This is a genomic window from Paenibacillus foliorum (genome assembly GCF_013141765.1).
GTDB lineage: Bacteria > Bacillota > Bacilli > Paenibacillales > NBRC-103111 > Paenibacillus_S > Paenibacillus_S foliorum.
The window spans coordinates 19,409-40,395 of the sequence record NZ_WHOD01000062.1; the positions used below are offsets into that span (position 1 = coordinate 19,409).

Here is a 20,987-nt window from a genome sequence, read left to right on the forward strand (position 1 = left end):
TAGTCCCGCCATACCTTGATTCTCTAACAGAGAACTGAACAATTCTCTGGTTGGCATGTATGCGGGAGGGGGGATCTATTTGGTTCCGACTCAATGGTTTTTTGATTGAGAAATAACCCTTGCCAGCAGGATGGGATATGTGTAAAATAAAGTAAAATATCATATGTAATCGGCTAGAGACTTGATGAGAAGCCACCTGCATACTTCCTTTTTGGAAGCGTTTTTATGCTGGTGGCTTCTTTTATTTTGCCGATTTTAGTAAGGGAGCGGCACTAGCGGCAATGAGTTAGCCTGCAAAACGTTTCCTGATGATATGAAAGGCTGGAAAGTAACGGAACACAATAAATTGTTGAGGGGGAAGTTGCATGAAAAAATTACTGTTGTTGATGGCTTCGTTGATTTTGGTACTTTCGGCTTGTAGCGGCGGCGGAACAGCTCCTAAGGAAAGCCCAAAGGGAGCAGAAGGTAAAAGCGGGAAGCCGGTGGAACTCCAGTTTTATTTTCCGGTAGCAGTCGGGGGGCCGATTACTCAAATTGTTGATAAATTAGCTAAAGACTTTGAAAAAGAAAACGCTAACATAAAAATCAAGCCGATTTATGGTGGTAGCTACCAAGATACAATGACGAAGGTGGCGACAGCCGTTCAAGGCAACAATTCGCCGGATATGGCGGTGCTTTTATCCACCGACTTGTACAGCTTAATATCGATGAAAGCCATTGAGGATTTAACGCCTCGGTTCTCTAAAGAATATTTCGCAGACTTTTACGAGTCATTCCTGGGTAACACTAGATCAGGGAACACCATTTGGAGTGTGCCTTTCCAACGAAGCACGATCGTGCTTTACTACAACAAAGACATGTTTAAAGCTGCCGGCCTCGATCCTGAAAAAGCACCTGCGAATTGGACTCAACTCCGTGAATACGCGCAAAAGCTAACGAAAAAGGATGCATCCGATAAAGTCACGCAGTGGGGGCTCGAAATTCCAAGCACCGGATACCAATACTGGATGTTGCAAGCCCTTTCACTTCAATCTGGCGACAACATTATGTCCAATGACGGCAAACAGGTATTTTTCAATAAACCTCATGTAGAAGAATCTTTACAGCTATATATGGATTTGGGTATTAAGGATAAGGTGATGCCAAGCGGTGCCATCGAATGGGCAACGGTTCCTTCCGACTTTATCAGTGGCAAAACAGCAATGATGTTCCATACGACGGGCAACTTGACCAAGGTGAAAACGGATGCGAAGTTTAATTTTGGTGTCGCTTTCCTGCCGGCTAACAAGAAATTCGGTTCACCAACCGGCGGCGGTAACTTATATGTGTTCAAGAACATACCGGAAGAAAACAAAAAAGCAGCCGTTAAATTTATCGAGTTCCTGACTAAACCCGATCGCGTAGCGCAGTGGTCAATCGATACAGGCTATGTCGGTACAACGAAAGCGGCTTACAATACCGATTTGTTGAAGAAATACATTGAAACCTTCCCCCAGGCAAAAGTGGCTAGAGACCAATTAGAGTATGCGGACAGCGAATTATCCACGTACCAGAACGGTCAGGTCACTAAAATTTTCAATGATAATATCCAGGCAGCGCTGCTTGGCAAAATGACTGCAAAGGAAGCATTGCAGAAATCGCAGGAGCAAGCAGATCAGATTCTTAAAGCCTTCAAGTAACATCGCAATAACTGTGGTTTTTTTCAGAAGACAACTACGGCTATAGACGACGAGAAGCCATGGTTGCATTATGAAGTCCCTGTCTGTGTTTCAGTGGGGTGCGTAATGTATCATGTGGCTTCTTCTTGTTATAAAAGCTCTCCATGTGAGGAAACGGGTGATTTCAATGACAGAACGAGTGCCTAATACAACAGCTAAAATTAAGCGGCAAGGATGGCTTCTAGCGAAAGGAACGGTCAACTGGAAGGAGAACGCATTCGCCTATGCGCTGCTGCTCCCTTCTCTGATTTTCCTAGCCTTATTTACTTTTTATCCAACCCTTAAATCCATTTATTTAAGCTTTTACAGCTCCAGTTTTGAAGCCAGTACATTTGTTGGCTTTGAACAGTATGCATCGGTTCTCCAAGACGAAGTTTTCATCAAAGTTATCAAAAATAACCTGTTGCTCGCTGTAGGCACGGTGCCAACGAGTATTTTTCTGGCTTTCTATATGGCTATTTGGGTCAATAACAAATTGAAGGGGAACGGCTTGCTGAGAGCGGCATTCTTCTATCCGACCATTATTCCAATGATCGCCATTGCGAATGTGTGGCTGTTCATTTACACACCGGATTATGGGCTGCTTGATAAGTTTTTGGGAGTCTTCGGTATTGAAGGCCCAAAATGGCTGGGAAGCCCGGATTGGGTTATGATCGCCATGATGATGATGGTGATTTGGAAGGAAGCCGGGTACTTTATGATCTTTTATCTGGCGGGCCTGCAAAGCTTGCCCCGAGAAGTGTATGAAGCGGCGAAGATCGAAGGCGCCAGTCCTTTTCTGACCTTCCGTAAGATTACGTTTCCTCTGATGATGCCCACGACATCGTTCGTCTTTATCATTGCCGTTACTAACTCCTTTAAACTGGTCGATCACCTGTACATTATGACTAAGGGCGGTCCCGATAACGCCAGCAACCTACTGCTTTATCACATTTATGAAACCGCATTCAGCTTCTGGGATATGGGAAAAGCCTCCGTATTGACTGTGATTCTGTTAGTTATTTTGCTTACCGTTTCGATCTTTAACTATGCTTATCTGGACAAAAAAATCCACTACTAGGAGAAAGGAGGAGCATAACCATGAATCAAGTAATCAATCGTACCTTCATCATCGTATTGGCCATTGCTTTTTTAATCCCGCTTGTGTGGACGGTATTCACATCTTTTACGCCTTCGGCGGAGATCATCACGCGGGCGAATCCATTTGCAATTGAGAATCCGACCTTCATCAATTATATCAATGCATGGAATACGATTCCCTTTCTTCAATACTATTGGAATACGATTTTCATTGTTGTCGGTATTCTTTTGATTCAGCTGTTTACGATCACTCTGGCCGCCTACGCATTTGCGCGTTTGAGGTTCATTGGTTCGGGAGTCCTTTTCATTATTTTCCTGACGCAGATTATGATTCCTCCGGACATTTTGATTTACCCCAACTATGCCATTATGAAAGAACTGGGCCTTGTGGATACCAGACTGGCGATTATGCTGCCCTATTGGGCTTCTTCCTTCGGTGTGTTCCAGCTGCGCCAGACGTTCAAACAGATCCCTCTTGATTTGGACGAAGCGGCCCGAGTGGATGGCTGCAGATGGTGGCAGACTCTGTGGTACGTGTACTTACCTGCTGCCAAACCGACATATATCGCCTTCGCCCTGATATCAATCAGCACACACTGGAGCAACTTTATGTGGCCACTTGTCGTAACGAACTCTGTCGAGTCCCGCCCGCTTACCGTAGGAATCGCCATTTTCGCCCAGTCCTTCGAAACGGGAGCCCAGTGGGGAACCGTAACGGCAGCTACGCTTATGGTGATCCTGCCGCTGCTCGCCGTGTTCTTTATTTTCCAAAGACAGTTTGTTGACAGCTTCATGCATTCCGGCATCAAGTAGGAGAGAGTTTAGCTGTTTCCACCGGTTCACCGGTGCTATTGGTAAATTCAATTGTATAAGGGTACGAGGTGTGGAGATAGCCCTTTATACAACAAACGGAGTGCATATGGTCGTTTGCTGTATAAAGGGTTTTTATATACTCAGGAAAGGAGACGAGGGTTACAAGAGCCTGCCCTGAACCGCTCGACCTAGTAAGAATCCTAGTTTACATGAAGGGAATGAAGTCAGTTGAAGATGTATTCCAAGCTTTTTCATGTATGGTTAGTTGCCCTATTACTAAGCAGTATCCTCCCGTTCCATGTATATGAACATCAGGCTTATGCGGCAGATGCAGCCAGAAAAACACTAAACGTTAACAAAACACTAGCAGCTCCAGTTATTGACGGAAAGTTGGAGGAGTCCTTTTGGGCAGTTGATCAGACTTTACAAGTCCAAACGGGCAATGGCCCTTTTAAGGATACAAAGTTTGGGATGCTGTGGGACAATAAGTATCTTTTTATCGGTGTGAAGGCCGCTGACGATACTCCCATCTATAATGCTCCGGGAAATTGGTTTGAACAAGACAGCATTAATGTTTTTGTTGATCCTACCTTGCACAGATCAGCGCCTTTTGCTGCGGATGACATGCAGATGGGTTTAGTTTATCAGCCAGAAACGACCACGCCTGAATTCCATTTCGGTGCAGCACTGAGCAATCATAGCGGCAAAGACGAAAAGAAGATCTTAAGAGCGATCAATAAGACAGCAGAAGGTTGGACACTGGAAATGGCCGTGCCTTGGGACATGCTGAATTTTGACCCATTATTGAAGAAGCAGCTGGGTTTAGAAATTACTGCCGGTGACCGCTATGGCACAGACTCCACTCAAAATAGATCGAGCGCTTGGAGCGCCTACAATGAATCGACATTTTGGAACAACACAGCTGGTTATGGAGTCATCACTTTGGTGGATGATCATCCGATTCCGGGGAGTGTAAATACAATACTCCTCCAGGAAAATTTCGATGGCATTCCGGCGGGGCAAATTCCTTATGGTTGGAAAACGGATGCAAGCGCGGGAAGCAATTCGTTTACCGTTGTAAAAGATACTTACGGGAACGGAAGAATATCCGTTGACGTGAATGGCACCAACAAACAGAGCCGAATTTTCGCTCCTGTCCAATGGGATAACTACATCATCGAAGCAGATCTGCGGTTTGAAAGCGTCCTGAACAGCGCAAGATGGGCTTCGTTGATATTCCGTGCGCCTTCCAGCGCGCTGCTGCCGTATAATCAGATGGCTGTAAGACAAAACGGCACTTACGAGATTGCCTACAGAAAAACAGATGGTAGTTGGTCTGTACCTGTGACCGGTACATGGGGCAAGACACTGGCATTAAATTCCTATTACTCAATGAAAGTAAGGGTGTTCGATAACAACGTCAAGGAGTATATCAAGGCAAAATCCGATACGAATTATTCTTTGCTGACAGATAAAAGTTTGACTGCAGAATTACTTGAAAGAGGGAAAATCGGGTTTCAGGCGGACCAAAGCAAGATATCGTTTGATAACCTAAAAGTAACGAGAATAACGGCCGACCGGCTGAATGCAGCGATTCCGACTACCGCGGAAGCTTTGACCGGTCCGATAAGTGTAACAGGCAGCGTCTATTATTCGGACGGAATAACGGATGTAGCGGCCTTTGACCGTGTTAAATTTTATTCCTCAGACGAAAGCATTGTTAAAATCATCAACAATAAGTTGTACCCGCTTAAACAAGGCAAGGCAAACGTGAAGGCGGTTTATTACAATGCGGAAGTGTCGCAGGAGGTAACCGTAACCCCTTCCTTGACTGGGGCTAAGGTGGTATCGATCAAGCATAATGAAGGTTATGCTCTGGCTGTCTCGGGTCAACCTCTTGATCTGAATAGCTTGTCGTTTCAAACGGAGCTAAATGACTTTTCATCCCAAACCCTGCCAGGTGGGCAATTATCGTGGACCTCCGGCAGCGGCGCCGTTGTCTTTGAGAATGGGACCTTCAAGGTTCAGCAAAAAGGGGTTTATCCGGTTACTGGGCAAAAGGATGGGGCAGCTGTTTCCATACTTTTCATAGTCAAAAACCCAGGTGATGCCGAATATGTACTCTATGAAGAAAATTTTGATGCCATTCCGGAAGGCACCCTGCCGCAAGGCTGGACAAGAAAACAGGGGACAACAGCCAGTGCAGCAACAGTGAAATCAGGAGCATTCGAAATGAATGCCTCTGCGGCTCCGGATAATCCATCCAGAGTGCTGCTCCCCGATTATTTAGGCTTGTTCGGCAACTACAAGATTGAGGCGGATGTAACTCATCTTACGGTGAACAACAATGCAAGATGGAATGCGATCATGTACCGAATTCAGAACAATGACTACCCTTATTACCAAATGGCTGTCAGGAAGGATGCGACGGCTGTTAATGGAGTTGAGTTTTCCGAGAGAACCCCTGCCAATGGCTGGAATGTCATCGATACAGGTTCATTCACAGAAGTGATCGATGCTGGGAGGCTGTACCGCTATACCGTCAAAGCATACGGAACCAGGGTACAGGAATCTATCGATAACAAACCGATCATCGACACCGATCAAGCAGCAGCTTATACGAAAGGACGCATTGGATTTCAAGCCGACGGCAGCGCCATGAAACTGGATAATATTCGGGTTACTCTGCAGCAGGAGCCCTTACCGCCTGTATCCAACGGCCATTTTGTTCAAGTTACTGAACCGGAAACCAAAATCTCGATGGCCGCATCTATAGCAACAGAGCTCAAAAGCTCTCAGGAGCTGGTCGATCTCACCGGTCCTACCCTGCCGGCAACAGTTGTTTTGCATATCGGTGAAGGTTTGAAGGTAATGGAACCGTCCCGTATGAAGGAAATGGGAAGTTTGGATTCGGTTCTATCCGCCATTGGAACACGTATGATCCCTGCCTTTTATGTGAAGGATGAGCAGACGGTTGACGAGCTGGTCGAATATTTGAAGAACAAGGGCATAGAGGATGCTGATGTTATTTCCGACAATGGAGAGCTTGTCAAAAGAGCCAGAACCGCTTACCCGATCATTCGCGGTATCGTGGATTTCAGTACGAGGGGCAGCTTGACTAAAGAAGATATGCTTGACGTTCGTAGAAAAACAACGATCAGCTTGGCGAAGATTGCACTGCTCCCCCAAAACGCCGCTTCCCCCGAGAACGTATCTTATCTCCAAAAACGGACGATCGTGGTCTGGGCAAAGGAAGCAGCAGCACAAAGGGAAAAAAGCGTTACTCTCCATCAATTGATTACGTCCGGAGTCGATGGGATCTTAACCGACTCGCCGAACACGGCATTTACTGCATTAAAGGTTTATTCCAATAATACAACTCTGATTCGCAAACCTTATGTGATCGGACATAGAGGAGTGCCTTCGAAAGCACCGGAGAATACGATAGAGAGCAACGAATTGGGTCTGGACTATGGGGCGGATTACATTGAAAATGACATCTACCTCTCCAAGGACGGACATTTGGTTATTCTCCATGACGGAGCGTTGGAAAGGACGACGAATGGTACCGGCTTTATTGAAGATTACACCTTGGCCCAGCTAAAGGCGCTGAATGCGAACAAACCATTCCCTGTGGGATTTCCCGATGTAAAAATTCCGACATTAGAGGAACAAATTGACCTTGCCCGGAAAAAAGGCAAAATGGTTATGTCAGAGATGAAAACCGACAATCCGGCAGCCGTTGATGCCTACGTCAAGCTAATTAAGGATAAAAATGCGGAAGATGTCATGGATACGATGTCATTCTCCGGCAATCAGTTGAAGCGGTTGGCTGAGTTAATGCCTGAAATGCCTTTGGGTTTATTGACAAGCGGGCTTGCCAGCGAATCGAATGTGAACAGCTCCTTGAGGAAAACGCTGAAACAGGTTCAAAGTCTGAACGTTACTTTAAATACGAGCTTTAGTGGATTAGGCAAAAACTTTATGGAGGCCTCCAAACACCGTGGTATTATCATATCGCCTTGGACCTTTAATGATAAAAAGAATTTCATTCAATTTTTTCTGTATGGCGCTTGGGGCTTGACTACTGATTATGCGTTCTGGGCGGCAGATTGGGCAATTGCAATCAAGCCGGAGAAAGCCAACCAGCAAATGATGAATGGTGGAAGCCTTACATTATCCGCTGAAATCGAAACCTATAACGGGACAAAAACGGCTATTACTCCGGAAATTGTCATGCTGGACGGTCAAGATTTGATTGAAGTGAACGGAAATAAAGCAACCGCAAAGAAACCGGGTACGGCAACTATCCTTTTGCGTTATACGGCTTCTATTGATGAGGCTAATAAGTACGACATCTATTCACAGCCAATATCTATCGAAGTAAAGCCTGTACCTAGAGATCATCGTCCATCAGGAGGTTCCTCTAACGGAAGCAACTTGAATCCAAGCGTCGGCAGCCAGGACGGCCAGCCTGGTAATGCGGTGATTAATGTAGTGAACAACGACAGGGTTGAGGTTGACGTATTAAGGGGGGCCTTCCAATCGGCATCCAAAGTAGAAGTGAATCATGCAGGAGAGAAGCTGCTGCTGCCTGCGGAGGGATTAGTTGATGCGGTCCTTAAGCCTGGTGCATTATTAGTGATTACAAGTGAGAACGTTACTTATCAGCTGCCGTTATCCGTTCTAAAGCTTGAAGAATTGCAGCGGCAATTGGGTACGATCCTGAACGACCTATGGATCAGCATCACGATCAAAAAGCTGATCGGCAGCGAAGCCGCCGCCGTGAGGGATGCCGTGGCTAAATCAGGCGGTACGCAAATAGCCGATACCGTAGAGTACGATGTTCAGGCGGTCAGCAATAACGGTAAATCGGCCCGCCTGACCTTCGGTTCCACCTATGTTTCCCGCAGTCTGGTGCTGAACAAGGCTGTCGATTCACTGAGAGCGACAGGCGTAATGTATATGCCTGAGACGAAGACGCTCCGATTCGTCCCCACTATCTTTGAAGCTAAGGATGGTAAGACTACAGCAACCATGCAACGTAATGGCAATAGTGTGTATTCGGTGGTTGAGAATAATAAGAGCTTTGTAGACATGACCAACCACTGGGCTAAAGCGGATGTCGAGTTGCTAGCTAACAAGCTTGTAATCGATGGAGTCAGCGACAACAGGTTCGATGGCGAACGCAATATCACACGCGCAGAATTTGCAGTGCTGCTTGCCCGCGCATTAAGTTTAAGCACTTCGTCCGGGGCAAAGAATGAGTTTAGCGATCTCGCCTCAACGGCTTGGTATGCCGGAGATGTAGCAGCAGCGACCGAGGCAGGTATGATCAACGGTTATGAGGATGGAACCTTCCGCCCGAACCGGGAAATAACACGTGAAGAACAAGCGGTAATGATTATACGTGCTTTGTCCTACGTAAATATGGATGTAAAGGTCTCCCAAGCCCAACAAGACGAGATCCTTGGACGTTACAAGGATGTTGACAAGATTGTTTGGGCAAAAGCAGAGGTTGCGGCTGCCGTTAATACCGGTTTGATAAACGGAATGACGACAGAAGCTCTCATGATGGATAGTTATTCAACCCGCGCCCAGTCCGCAGTGACTTTGAAACGACTTTTGTACAAAGTGAACTTTATCAACTAGCTTGTCTGAATACCAAGTATGTTTAAAAGAAAAAGAACCCTTGAGAAGATTAGAAGATTCAAGGGTTCTTTTTCTTTGATTGGAACATTTATTCTTACTTCAGAAATGCCTGTATCTTCCCCAACAGCCGATCCAGTTCGACGGGCTTCGTATCGAAGTCATCGCATCCCGCCTGAAACGCCAGCTCCTTATCACTTGCCATCGCATGAGCGGTCAGAGCAATGATGGGAATCGCTTGTGTTCCCGATTGCGCCTTGAGCTGCCGAATGGCTTCCCACCCATCAAGCACAGGCAGGCTCAAATCCATAAGAATGAGCTCTGGATTCTCTGATCTTGCCATAGCAACACCCTGCTCTCCATCGACAGCTATAATAACTTCGAAGCCTTTGCGAATCAAGCGCCGGGAAAGCATGTCTCGGTTCATCTCATTATCTTCCACCAAAAGTATTTTGTGCATCCTCGTGCTCCTTCTTACTGCTTTGAGCTTCTTGAACGTCCTTAGCGCTCATGCCGCAGCTTAAGTGTTGTTCCTTATTTCATCGGGTCTTGCTTCAGTCGGTTTATTCGATCCGGTCAATGGAATCAGCAACCAGACTGCTAACTTCCTTGAGCAGCGCTGCGCGGTCCAACGCACCCTTCTGAATAATTTTCTTTACGTAACCATTCAGCCTAGCACGATCTTCTGCTGTAATCGTTTTTGCCGTTACAACGACAATTGGAATCGTGCGCCACCCTTCTTTTTTACGCAGCTCCGAAACGAACTGGAAACCATCCATTTCGGGCATCATTAAATCGAGCAGGATTAGCTTAGGTACTGACTTTGCTATACTTTTCAAAGCAATGCGCCCATTTCCGGCCTGAGTTGCTGTATAGCCTTCCTTCTCCAGCAATTTCGTCATCATTAAGCTTGTCGTCACATCGTCCTCGATAACAAGCACTGTATTGGTACTTCCTTTAGGAACATACTTACCTAAAACAGCGATCAATTGCTCACGATGGATGGGTTTCGTCATAAACTCGGAGGCGCCTAGGGCATATCCCATCTTTTTATCATTAGTCAATGATAAGATGATGACCGGAATCTCCGCCAGTTCAGGATCATTCTTTAGTTCGGTCAAGACCGACCATCCATCCATACTCGGCATTAAAATATCCAGGCATATGACGCTCGGACGCAGCTTCTTAGCTAATCTAAGCCCTTCCTCGCCGCTTCCTGCAACCGCCACCTTCCAGCCTTCTTTGCCAAGATAGCGTTCAATCAGCTGCAGATTGGCTGGCTCATCGTCAATAACGAGGACAGTGACCTCGCCTTCCATTTTCTCCGTCGGCCGTTCCTGCAACTCATCGTGGGATTCCTTCTCCCTCTCAGCAAGAACAGGGAGCCAGCAAGTAAAAGTGCTGCCTTGACCGTATACACTATCCACTTCGATCTTCCCGCCTAATATCGTACAGAAATGCTGACTAATTGTAAGCCCAAGGCCAGTGCCTCCATATTTACGTGTCGTTGATGAATCGGCTTGAGTAAATGGCAAGAATAGCTTATCGATTTGCTCCGGCGTCATACCAATCCCTGTATCCGCAAAGCTGAATGTGAACCCTGGTTGACCTCCCCGTTCTTCCTGAATGACACTTAACCCAATCGTTCCTTCTTTAGTAAATTTGCTGGCGTTACTTAATAAATTGAATAAGATTTGCCGCAGCTTCGTTACATCCGTGTGCATTTCACCTTCGATGTAGGAAACCTCGATCCGGTTGCTGTTCGCTTCCACCAGAGGCTGCACTGTTGTGAGTACATCCTGAATTAACTCCGGTACATTGCAGGCTTCAAGATACAGGTCCATTTTGCCGGCTTCAATTTTGGAAATATCCAAGATATCATTAATAAGTGCAAGCAAATGCTTGCCTGCTTTATTTATTTTTTGCAGATCATCGACAAATACGGGCTCACCCATATCTTCGGCTTCTTCTTTAAGCATTTCACTGTATCCGATAATCGCATTCAGGGGTGTTCTCAGCTCATGGCTCATGTTGGCTAGAAACTGGCTTTTGATCATATTCGCTTCGATAGCTTCATCGCGAGTCTTCGCAAGCTCGGCCGTTCGCCCCTTGACCATTTCTTCCAAGTGGTCGTTCAACTGCACCAATTCCTGATTGATATAAAAAATTTCTCGTGTCTTCAGCTCGGCGATTTTTTCCGCTTCTTTGCGAGCTGCTTTCTCTCTTTCCAAATGCCTTCGGAGGACGTCCAGCTCGGTCATTATATGGACTCCTGATGGGTCAGAATAAAAAGTGTCGCCGCTCCAGTACTGTCCGTAAAATCCTCACGTTTAACATCGACGTTTTCACCGTAATGGCTAATACATCCGAGAATCAACCCCTCAGCCAAATCAGCGAATGGACGCGAGGAGCGGTATATCATTTTCAGCGTTCTTGGGATCGACGTATCGCATTCGAATCCTGGCAGCTCTGCATCCGGGTACAATTTGCGTACTTCAACATGAATATAACCGTCAATTTTTTGCAAAAACTCAAATATCGTAAGCTCCGAATCCACAAATTGCGGATACAACTCAACAAGCTGTCCGAACAAATATTCTCCAAAGGCCCGAACCAAATCAGCAACCGGAATACCCGTCTGTCCGCTCAACTGAACAACAAGTCGGATTATTTCATTATGGTCATACGTTCCAACCGCCGTGTAGCTGCCACCGGATGGCAAATTGGAAGCTTCGATAATTTGATCCGCAATTTGTAATGAAAACTTACTTTCAACCATTTCAATAAATGCCGTAAATACGATTCCTTTCATTAAAAGCACCCTCCCTCACTAATTTATTTATGAAACACCCATCTTTTGCACGATGCTTTTGAATGCGTCCACAACCTGAGGATCAAAATGCAACCCCCGCTGGTTATCAATTTCAGAGAGTGCTTCGCTTACAGTCCAAGCTCTTTTATAAGGTCGCTCATGTGTCAATGCATCGAAAAAATCAGCAAGAGCCACGATACGTGCAGCAAAAGGAATTTCCTCACCCTTCAAACCCTTCGGGTAACCGGTACCGTCCCACTTCTCGTGATGCGCCAGAGCAATCTCTTCTGCAACCTTCAACACCGGAAACAGGCTTCCTTCCAAAATGCTAGCACCAATCGAAGTATGTGATTTCATATATTCAAATTCTTCTGGGGTAAACCGACCCGGCTTCAGTAGAATTTCATCGGGGATACCGATCTTACCTAGGTCATGCAACGGCGCGGCACGGCGAATCAATTCAACCTCTTGCTCGGGAAGATCCATAGTTTGGGCAATCATTCCTGCCATTTCTCCAACCCTATTCGTATGCTGCCCCGTCATATCATCGCGGAACTCTGAGGTACGTCCTAGCAGATGTAAAATTTCAACTTGTGCCTTCTCCAGGTCGGCCGTTCGTTCGCGCACCCTTTCCTCCAGATGCTCATTTTGATGCTGCAGTTGTAAATGAAGGTGTCGTGTTTTCAGCAAATTGTTAATGCGCAGAATAACCTCTGTTTTATCAAACGGCTTGGTTAGAAAGTCATTAGCGCCTTCTTGAAGCGCTTTCTTCTTAGCCTCCGGCGTTACATCAGCAGTTAGCACAAGAATCGGCAAATAGCTTCCGGCTTTATCCATTTCCCTCAATCGTTTTAACGCCTCGAACCCATCCATCCCCGGCATATGTAAATCTAGCAATATGATATCGGGTGCAATCTCTTGAAAAAGCGGTTCAATCTCCTGTGAGTTCATAGTACTATGTAAGTTAGAAAACCCAGCTCGGCGCAGAATTCGATCTAGTAAAGTTATGTTATATTCCTGATCATCTACAATCAGAAATTTTGCAAGTTTTGACCAAGTTCCATCCATATTTAAAACCCCAATCTAATCTATCATAACGGATAGTTAAATTTTGCTATAGGTTAAGTTTATTGTCAATTATTATCAATAAACTAACAGAAATATTAATATCAAATACAATTTCTGCAAAACGACTGAAGCTCGCTATGTACATTCGGGGCATATCTTGGAGCTGCAATCCGAATGTGGCTTCTGTTAACAGCTAGAGCCACATCATCGCCGTTTCACCCGGCACTGTGACCATCACTGCAAGATCAACGGATGGCGCTTCCGTGCCAATGCAAGGTGACGATCACCAACTCATCTGATACAATTGTTGATGGAAGAAACGTGTCCGTGAATAAAGCCTCTCTATCCCTCAAGGTTGGAGAGCATGGTACCATGTTCGGTAAAGGTAACATAGGGTAACACACAGCAACATACGGCAACGCTTACATCTCTTTCGTTACTTGGAACAAATATGCGCCGACAACACTGATAGCTCGAACCGAAGCGGCTGCTACCATCGTAAGAATGCTGGACTCTAGAAAGTAATTCCTCTTAATCCATACAGTTGAAGGAGCACTCAGAATGAATCCTAACTATCCAAACGCTATTCAGAAGAAAATTGAGGATCTGAAGAAATTAAATCCTCCCTTGACCGCTAGAGAGGATTTATCGAGCTATTGGGAACAAACTTTAAGCCGATTCAGCTCCAAGCCATTGAATGATTCAAGGGAGAAGATCCTTGGACCACAAGCTTTTGTTGACGCTTACAGAGTAAGCTATGAGGGCTTCGATAATACTCCGATCAAAGGCTGGTACCTGCTTCCTAAATTTGTCCCTCAGCAGAACTTACCATGTGTAGTTATCTACCATGGCTATACCGGAAGCAGTGGATATCCAGAGGATTACAGTCAATGGCTGCTGATGGGTATCGCCGTATTTGCAGTCGATGTTCGGGGTCAAGGCGGGGAAACGGGCAATCTGCTGCCACAAGCCTACGGTATGACAAAGGGTTGGATGTCACAAGGAATTCTGGATAAGGATACCTGCTACTATAAAGCCATTACTATCGACAGCATTAAAGCTGTGGATTGGGTGTATGCACAGCCGGAGATCGACACCTCCCGGATTGCCATTGTCGGCAACAGCCAAGGTGGGGGATTAGTCCTGATCACGGCCGCCTTAAGTGATAAGCCCGCGCTTGCTATAGCGAATATTCCCAACATGTGCCATATGGACCACGGTTTATTGAACTCCACCGGTTCTCTTACAGAGGCGGCTGCCTTCGTCGCGCGTTACCCAGACAAGCTGGAGCCGATTTTAGAGACGCTCAGCTACTTCGACATCTTGAATCTGGGAGAGCGCATCCGCATACCTGCTATGCTATCTGTCGGTTTGAAGGATACCGTATGCCTCCCCGAAACGGTGTATGCTGCCTACAACCGAATAACAAGTGATAAGGTTATTCATACCTACCCTTTCTCCGGTCATGAAGTCGTCTCTCATCACAATCGTCTTATGTTGGATTATGTGTTGACTCGATTCTCCTTAAACTAGAGCAAGTCTTAGTCACCTCGACCTTATCGCTCATCCACGCAATTCGGTAGGATCACCTCCGAGCTTGCCTCAAACTCTTGGCAGTAAGGGCGGCCAATTCGCCCTTCGCCTGTTCTCCGCAACCGTACCCACAGCTATTCCCACTAGTGAATCAACCCCAACCATTTCCAATAGGGGATACAACCGACTGCAACCAGCCACACAGCAGCCGCGTATCCGATAGCAACAATTTGACCTTGACGATGGCTGAAGGCCTTTTCTTCCGAGCTGTAGTAGGCCGTCAAATAGGTTGGTGATTGATAACTGAAGAAAAAGGGATCCGTCGATAACAAAATGATAAAAACTAAGATCCACGGATGGATTCCCACCGTCTCCGCTAGTGGGAGCAGCGCGGTAACCAGAAGTATGACCGCCGGATCATCTCTAACAATAAGGGTCACCACGAAACACAGCACCACAACTGCCGTTAGAAAAATACTGGGTGAGGAAAGAAATACAGACATATGAGTATTGAGGAATCCGGTTAACGACTCCACAATACCTAGCTCCTTAGCCGCATTAGCAAAGCTAAATGCAACCCCGAGGAACAACAAGAATGTCCAATCAATACCTGTCGTAAGCGTCTGCCGATCCAATACTCCGCATATGACGAGAACTGAGAAACCTAACAGCATAACCCACGTACTGTCAATTCCATGTAAGGGCTGAAGGATCATAAGCACAATACAGCCAAGCACCGTGCATACGGAAATACGCTCCTCTCTGGATAAAGCCCCCAACAGCCGCAGCTGCTCATCAAGAACTTTGGCGGAAACCTGCTTAACCGATGGCGTTCGCCGAAACATAACCGATAATACGGTAACCATAATTGCAGCAAAAACTATAAAAGCAGGAAAGGCGTACAGCGCCCATTCTATCCAGGTGATAGGCTTATCTGACGAGACAAGGCCGTAGGCCATAACATTGGTATAAGATCCTGTTAACACAAAGGGAGCTGTAAACCCGTAAAAGATCATAGCGGCAAGCCCCAGCCCCGCAGCGCCATGGCTTCTTTCCTTGAACCCCATAGATTCTGAAAGGGTCTGGGCAATGGGGACTCCTAGCGATACTTTGGCTGAAGAGGATGGGATCAAGGGATTAAGAACGATACCGCCTACAATAATCCCCCACAGCTGCCCCCGGTAATGGGGGGGAAACCGTTTGAGCGCATGCAAGGAAAGCCGATATAAGATGCCTGATTTCGTAATAACCGCACTGAGCGCCATAATAAAAATCATATACAGCCATGTCGTCGAAGCGAAGCCCGATAACGCAACCTCTGAGCTGACTAAACCACCTAATACCCACAGCATAACCATGCCTAGGGCAACGATGTAGTCCGGTATTATGTTGACGATCCATAGAACGACCGCAGCGATCCCAATACCTATAAATACCATTCCATTGTGGGATAAGCCAGCAATAGGCGGAATGTAGTAAAAGATAAGGATCGCTACCAAAGCCGCAACCACCGCCAACCCTCTTGACCATTGGCTGGGCTTAATTAGCCGACTTGCCCGTTCTGCGAAAAACTGACTTTTTCTAATGGTTAGCTTTTGTTGGGCAAGCTGAACGACCCGGTCGTCATCCTGTTCGGCTGAAGTATTCTCCGACAGGGATCGAGCAATAGCCTCGGCCCTTTGCAAATAGATAAGCGCCGATTGTTTATTATGAAGCAAGCGGCTTAATTCTGCGCCCCATTCGTAGACGGATAGGAGCTGCCCGGAGGTAAACACAGATTCATCTTGCTTCAACACTTCTTCCACAACAGCAATCCCCGACTCTGGCGCATACTTCAAGCATAATTGAACATAGGTTTCCAACGAAGCATAGCGCGAACCCATCCTCATAGCCTCGGAATAACGTCTAAGCAATCGGAAAATTTCTTCCTCCTGACGATCGGATAGCGTGTTCTCGACGGTATGCCTAATAGCATCATGAACCTTCTCCCAGTCTTCCTCCTCCGCGTATAGCGCAATTAAGGCATGCCAATCACCGCAGCCTCTATAGAGGGCGGCAGCCTCCTTCACCCACTGGTCTCTTTTGCTGTAGCCGTATTGCGCGGTAGCCATTTCCGAAAGTGCTGACTTGAACGCCGACTTTACGCTGAACCACTCTCGCTCTTGAAAGTCATAGGATAGGAACCTCGTAAGTACAGGAGATCCCTTTAACTCCTCAGATACGGAAAGCTGGAAGGTATGCTCGACCAACATTGGGCTGATTATCGGTATCTGGCTGCACCATAAGATAAAGTGAACGAGCCTGTCTGGCAGCTGTTCCAATTCATGCAAAATCCACTGTGACTTCGTTTCCTTGGAGGCTTGCAAACGATCATTGGTCATGATCAGCCTCTGTGAAAGCAGTCGGATAAAATAAGTAGAAATCGACGGATGCTCCGAAGTCAGCTGGTCGAAGATTTCCCTATCTATCTCCAGCAATACCGAATCAGCCGTAGCTACTGCCGAAGCCGACCTAACCTCTCCCGTCAGTAGGGCCATCTCCCCTATACTATCCCCTTCATTTAGGTAAGCAAGAGACTGTCTGGTCTCATTGTTTTGGAAGAAGAGCTCTATGGTCCCTCTTTCAATAATATACATGCTATCGCCGGGATCGCCTTGCTCGAACAAGGTCTCACCTTGAGGAAGATGCTGCCTATCCAGCCTTCCTAGAAGCTTCGCCAGCATAATATTAGAGAGACCCTTGAACATCTCTATATCTGTTATTTTCATTTAATAGTGTCCTTTTTTAATAAAGAGATATGGATTCATTGTACAAAACAAACCAAGATTTGTAAGCAGAAACTTATAAGAATAATCCCAATAACTAGGTAAATCCCGGTAAAAAAGCCTCTTTTACTCATAAAAAAACGCACAACCCCATTTAGCGGGATCATGCGCCAGCTTGCTCATTTATTTATCTATTAATCTATGTAGCCTGCAAGTCCTTTTTCCATCAAGTAGTCCATCTCTGCGTCGAGAATTTGCTCAACGGTCAGCTCGTCCAATTTAACATCAGACCGGCTCACGACATAATCAACCAGCTCGTCACTATCAATATCTACCTCACCCTTGGCATCTGTCTTTGCATTGTTGATAAATGCCTCTTCATGCTTTAAAACAAGCTGTATACTTGGCGCTGCAACATTAGTTTTACTTGCTATGTATTGGACAAGCTCCTGCACATTGATTTGTTCACTCATTTGTATTCATCTCCTAGTTGTGATCGTACTGCCATTGTAACATAACTTACCGTTAACGTTTCTTTTGCTTTTTTATACTTTTACGGATATGGTTAGGGTTGATAAATCGGATACTATAAATGAGAGCTCAAATGGGGCTTTTTGAACAACCTCTAAAGGACGTGACTAGATTGGAAAATGATAATCAACTGCCAGCATTTATATATACTTATGCGTGTCGTGAGGACGAGCTCTCCTTATGTCAATTAGAAACCCGCTCTTTTTTTGGAAAGCAAGCTCAAGCTAACATCTTAAAAAGCACCATCCAGATAGAGCCTGATCGCAGTCCATTTATTAAAGAACGGATCGAAGTCTTATATCACGGAGACAGTCTGCCACATATTTTGGAACAAGTATCGCATATACAGATGTTTGAAGCAACGTTTAAAGTCATTTTCGTTAAAATTAATGATTTGGAGCCTGCTGATAAAATAGAGTACGATGAGCGGCGTGCGATTGAGCGGGAAATTGGCATGCACATTGAAGGGGAAGCCGATATCCATAAACCGGACCATGTGTTTGGCATAATCGCCTTGGGTGGGCGATGGTATTTCGGTAACTATATGAGAAATAAGGCCGTATGGCTTCATCACATGAAAAAGCCCCGCAATTATTCCATTGCCCTTAGTACCCGTGTAGCCAGAGCCGCTGCCAATATTGCCGTGCCTGATCCATTAGGAGTCAAAGCGATTGACCCCTGCTGCGGGATAGGAACTGTGCTGGTAGAAGCACTCTCCATGGGGATCGACATCGTTGGTCGCGATATCAACCCTTTTATTGCCCGCGGGGCACGGGAGAACATCGCTCACTTTGGATTTGAAGGCAATGTTACTTTGGGAGACATCTCGGATATCACAGCAAGCTACGATGTAGCGATTATTGATATGCCCTACAATCTATTTTCTACGACCACACCCGAGGAGCAATTCTCAATTCTCCAGCATGCTCGCCGCATTGCAAGCAAGGTAATCGTTATTACGATTGAATCGATTGATGAAATGATTGCAAATGCCGGACTTACAATTGCAGACCGCGGTGTTGCCAAGAAGGGGTTATTCTCCCGGCAAATTCTCGTTTGTACATGATGACGAAATCTAACCATAAGAGGGCTAGGCGATTATGAACTTTCAACAACTCATTACGATGATTCCGGTCTTGGAGCAGGTTGATTCCAGCTGTATGTCTCAAACCATCGACTGCTCCGCTGGCAGCCATGTCTTGATTGTTGTCCTTCGCGGGCATATTACCATTTCGACGAAAGAACAAGCATCACATGTTATTACTCAGGGCTTTGCCTGTCACCCACAGTACGGCCCCTTCTACATACAGATACCCAAAACGAAAGAAGCCGAATATGTCGTCATCTCCTACCGCATGCTCCCCGAGAACAACAGCTGGACGCTGAATGGCCCTCTCCGTACGCTCAGTGAAGTGAAAATTAAATACATGCTGGACGAGCTCATCCGCACTATCCACGAAATCCATACCCATTCGCCTGAGGAAGAAGCTGCCCAGCAATTCAGAAAACGTCTATTAATGGAAAGAATCCTGTTCATTTATATATATGAAACTAACATGAGGCAAGAGGATAAATCCTCTGCCATCTCCATGGAAGAGTCCCTCTCTTATATAAATGAACATTATATGCTTAAACTCACTCTCCCTATGCTCGCCGAACGGGCTGGAATGAGTATCGGACACTACACAGTTCTGTTCAAAAGCCATGCCGGCAAAACCATGACCGGTTATTTGCGCAGCCTTCGGATCGATAAAGCCAAGGAGATGTTTCTGCAAACTCAATTGCCTGCCAAAGAAATTGCTCAAAGAGTCGGATTCGTGGATTATTTTCATTTTAGCCGGATATTTAAACAGGAGGTTGGCTATTCGAGCGGGAGGTACCTGTAGGCATCATGACCGCTATCATAGGCGCTCCTTATTTCGTCTGTTTACTACGCAAGGAGCATGCCCGTAAAATGCGATAATTCTTGATATAGGTTAAAAGCCTGTCAAATCAGAGCACAGATTAACAGGCTTTCCAGATAAGAAAGTGATAAGATCATCTTATTAAAGGAGGTGACGAGCTTGGAATGGCTTTTGAGGATGAAGGATGCTCTTGAACTGATCGAGCGGAATATGGAAGAACAGCTAGGTATCGAAGAAATTGCCAAAGCAGCTTATTCCTCCCCGTTTCATTTTCAACGGATGTTTCATATGTTAACTGGGATCACAGTAGCCGAGTATATCCGAAAACGCAAATTAACACTGGCCGCTCAAGAATTGGCCATATCTTCAACAAAAGTTCTCGATGTAGCGCTTAAATATGGCTATGACTCACCTGAATCCTTCTCCAAAGCCTTCCGTAAGGCGCATGGGATTACACCTTCGGCTGCGCGCGAGCCGGGGGTTAGGCTCAAAGCCTTCCCTCGCATCTCCTTCCATCTATCACTGAAGGGAGATAAGGAAATGGATTACACAATCATAGACAGAGCCTCTTTCACAGTTATCGGAAAGTCTATTCAAGTATCTACCAAGGACGGAGAAAATCTTCGGAGAATTCCAAAGTTTTGGCAAGAGTGCTTTGAAGATGGAACCAGCGTTAAGCTAAGCTCTATTGGGATTAACGAAAATCTGCTGGGAATCTGCCTAGATATGGAGCATGACAAAGAGCAATTTAGCTATATCATTGCAGTAGAGGGAAAAGCCGGGATTGAGGCTGACGAATTCACAACGAGGCACATTCCTGCTGCCACTTGGGCGGTATTTACATCTGTTGGAGCGCTGCCTGGGGCTATTCAGAAGGTATGGGGGAAAGTTTTTCAAGAATGGTTCCCAGCAACAGGTTATGAACACGCAGGGGGACCGGAGCTGGAGGTATATCCGGCAGGAGATACAACTGCAGAGGATTACCAGTGTGAAGTATGGGTACCCATTGTCAAAAAGTAAAAGATCAAGGGCCGGCTGCTGAAGTCGGTCTTTTTTATAGTTTACGTGTGTTAAAAAATAATTTTCAAGAATAGCCACCTGCTCATTTACAAAC

General features: G+C 45.9%; 14 protein-coding genes. 8 read left to right on the forward strand and 6 right to left on the reverse strand.

The features are described from left to right. Positions 1–365 precede the first annotated feature (365 nt). From GC093_RS15855 to GC093_RS15870, 4 genes are all read left to right on the forward strand, one after another. Positions 366–1,679: an ABC transporter substrate-binding protein gene (locus GC093_RS15855; RefSeq protein ID WP_171652868.1), complete on the forward strand. Its 1,314-nt coding sequence runs from the start codon at positions 366–368 to the stop codon at positions 1,677–1,679. Between the two features lie 166 nt (positions 1,680–1,845). Then, positions 1,846–2,778 carry a carbohydrate ABC transporter permease gene (locus tag GC093_RS15860; protein ID WP_246314509.1) on the forward strand — a complete coding sequence of 311 codons (933 nt, stop codon included), beginning with the start codon at positions 1,846–1,848 and terminating at the stop codon, positions 2,776–2,778. 20 nt (positions 2,779–2,798) lie between these two features. Next, the gene (locus tag GC093_RS15865) at positions 2,799–3,611 is read left to right on the forward strand and encodes a carbohydrate ABC transporter permease (RefSeq protein WP_171652869.1); all 813 of its coding nucleotides are present in this window, start codon (positions 2,799–2,801) and stop codon (positions 3,609–3,611) included. A gap of 234 nt (positions 3,612–3,845) precedes the next feature. After that, positions 3,846–9,263, forward strand: coding sequence for a glycerophosphodiester phosphodiesterase family protein (locus GC093_RS15870; protein ID WP_171652870.1), 5,418 nt, complete (start codon positions 3,846–3,848; stop codon positions 9,261–9,263). A gap of 94 nt (positions 9,264–9,357) precedes the next feature. On the opposite strand, the gene GC093_RS15875 is transcribed toward GC093_RS15870, so the two are convergent. From GC093_RS15875 to GC093_RS15890, 4 genes are all read right to left on the reverse strand, one after another. After that, the gene (locus GC093_RS15875; RefSeq protein ID WP_171652871.1) at positions 9,358–9,720 is read right to left on the reverse strand and encodes a response regulator; all 363 of its coding nucleotides are present in this window, start codon (positions 9,718–9,720) and stop codon (positions 9,358–9,360) included. A 103-nt stretch (positions 9,721–9,823) separates the two neighbouring features. After that, complete coding sequence (locus tag GC093_RS15880; protein ID WP_171652872.1) at positions 9,824–11,521, reverse strand: response regulator; 1,698 nt, start codon at positions 11,519–11,521, stop codon at positions 9,824–9,826. Further along, positions 11,521–12,072 carry a heme NO-binding domain-containing protein gene (locus GC093_RS15885; RefSeq protein ID WP_171652873.1) on the reverse strand — a complete coding sequence of 184 codons (552 nt, stop codon included), beginning with the start codon at positions 12,070–12,072 and terminating at the stop codon, positions 11,521–11,523. The genes GC093_RS15880 and GC093_RS15885 overlap by 1 nt, the downstream gene beginning before the upstream one ends. 27 nt (positions 12,073–12,099) lie before the next feature. Then, positions 12,100–13,140 (reverse strand): HD-GYP domain-containing protein, encoded by a 1,041-nt coding sequence (locus GC093_RS15890; RefSeq protein ID WP_171652874.1) that lies wholly within the window; start codon positions 13,138–13,140, stop codon positions 12,100–12,102. A 561-nt stretch (positions 13,141–13,701) separates the two neighbouring features. Here GC093_RS15890 and GC093_RS15895 point away from each other — a divergent pair. After that, positions 13,702–14,673, forward strand: a complete 972-nt coding sequence (locus tag GC093_RS15895; RefSeq protein WP_171652875.1) for an acetylxylan esterase — start codon at positions 13,702–13,704, stop codon at positions 14,671–14,673. 143 nt (positions 14,674–14,816) lie between these two features. Here GC093_RS15895 and GC093_RS15900 read toward each other — a convergent pair whose 3' ends face one another. Together GC093_RS15900 and GC093_RS15905 are read right to left on the reverse strand one after the other, a co-directional pair. Beyond that, the gene (locus GC093_RS15900) at positions 14,817–17,441 is read right to left on the reverse strand and encodes an SLC13 family permease (RefSeq protein ID WP_171652876.1); all 2,625 of its coding nucleotides are present in this window, start codon (positions 17,439–17,441) and stop codon (positions 14,817–14,819) included. A gap of 191 nt (positions 17,442–17,632) precedes the next feature. Then, positions 17,633–17,911 carry a hypothetical protein gene (locus GC093_RS15905; RefSeq protein ID WP_171652877.1) on the reverse strand — a complete coding sequence of 93 codons (279 nt, stop codon included), beginning with the start codon at positions 17,909–17,911 and terminating at the stop codon, positions 17,633–17,635. A gap of 131 nt (positions 17,912–18,042) precedes the next feature. Between GC093_RS15905 and GC093_RS15910 the strand changes: the two genes are divergently transcribed. From GC093_RS15910 to GC093_RS15920, 3 genes are all read left to right on the forward strand, one after another. Next, a complete protein-coding gene (locus GC093_RS15910) occupies positions 18,043–19,035 on the forward strand; it encodes a TRM11 family SAM-dependent methyltransferase (RefSeq protein WP_376768658.1) in 993 nt (330 codons plus the stop codon). 34 nt (positions 19,036–19,069) lie between these two features. After that, entirely contained in the window at positions 19,070–19,855 is a 786-nt protein-coding gene (locus GC093_RS15915; protein WP_171652878.1) for a helix-turn-helix transcriptional regulator, read from the forward strand. Positions 19,856–20,032: 177 nt separating this feature from the next. Beyond that, complete coding sequence (locus GC093_RS15920; protein ID WP_171652879.1) at positions 20,033–20,893, forward strand: AraC family transcriptional regulator; 861 nt, start codon at positions 20,033–20,035, stop codon at positions 20,891–20,893. Positions 20,894–20,987 lie beyond the last annotated feature (94 nt).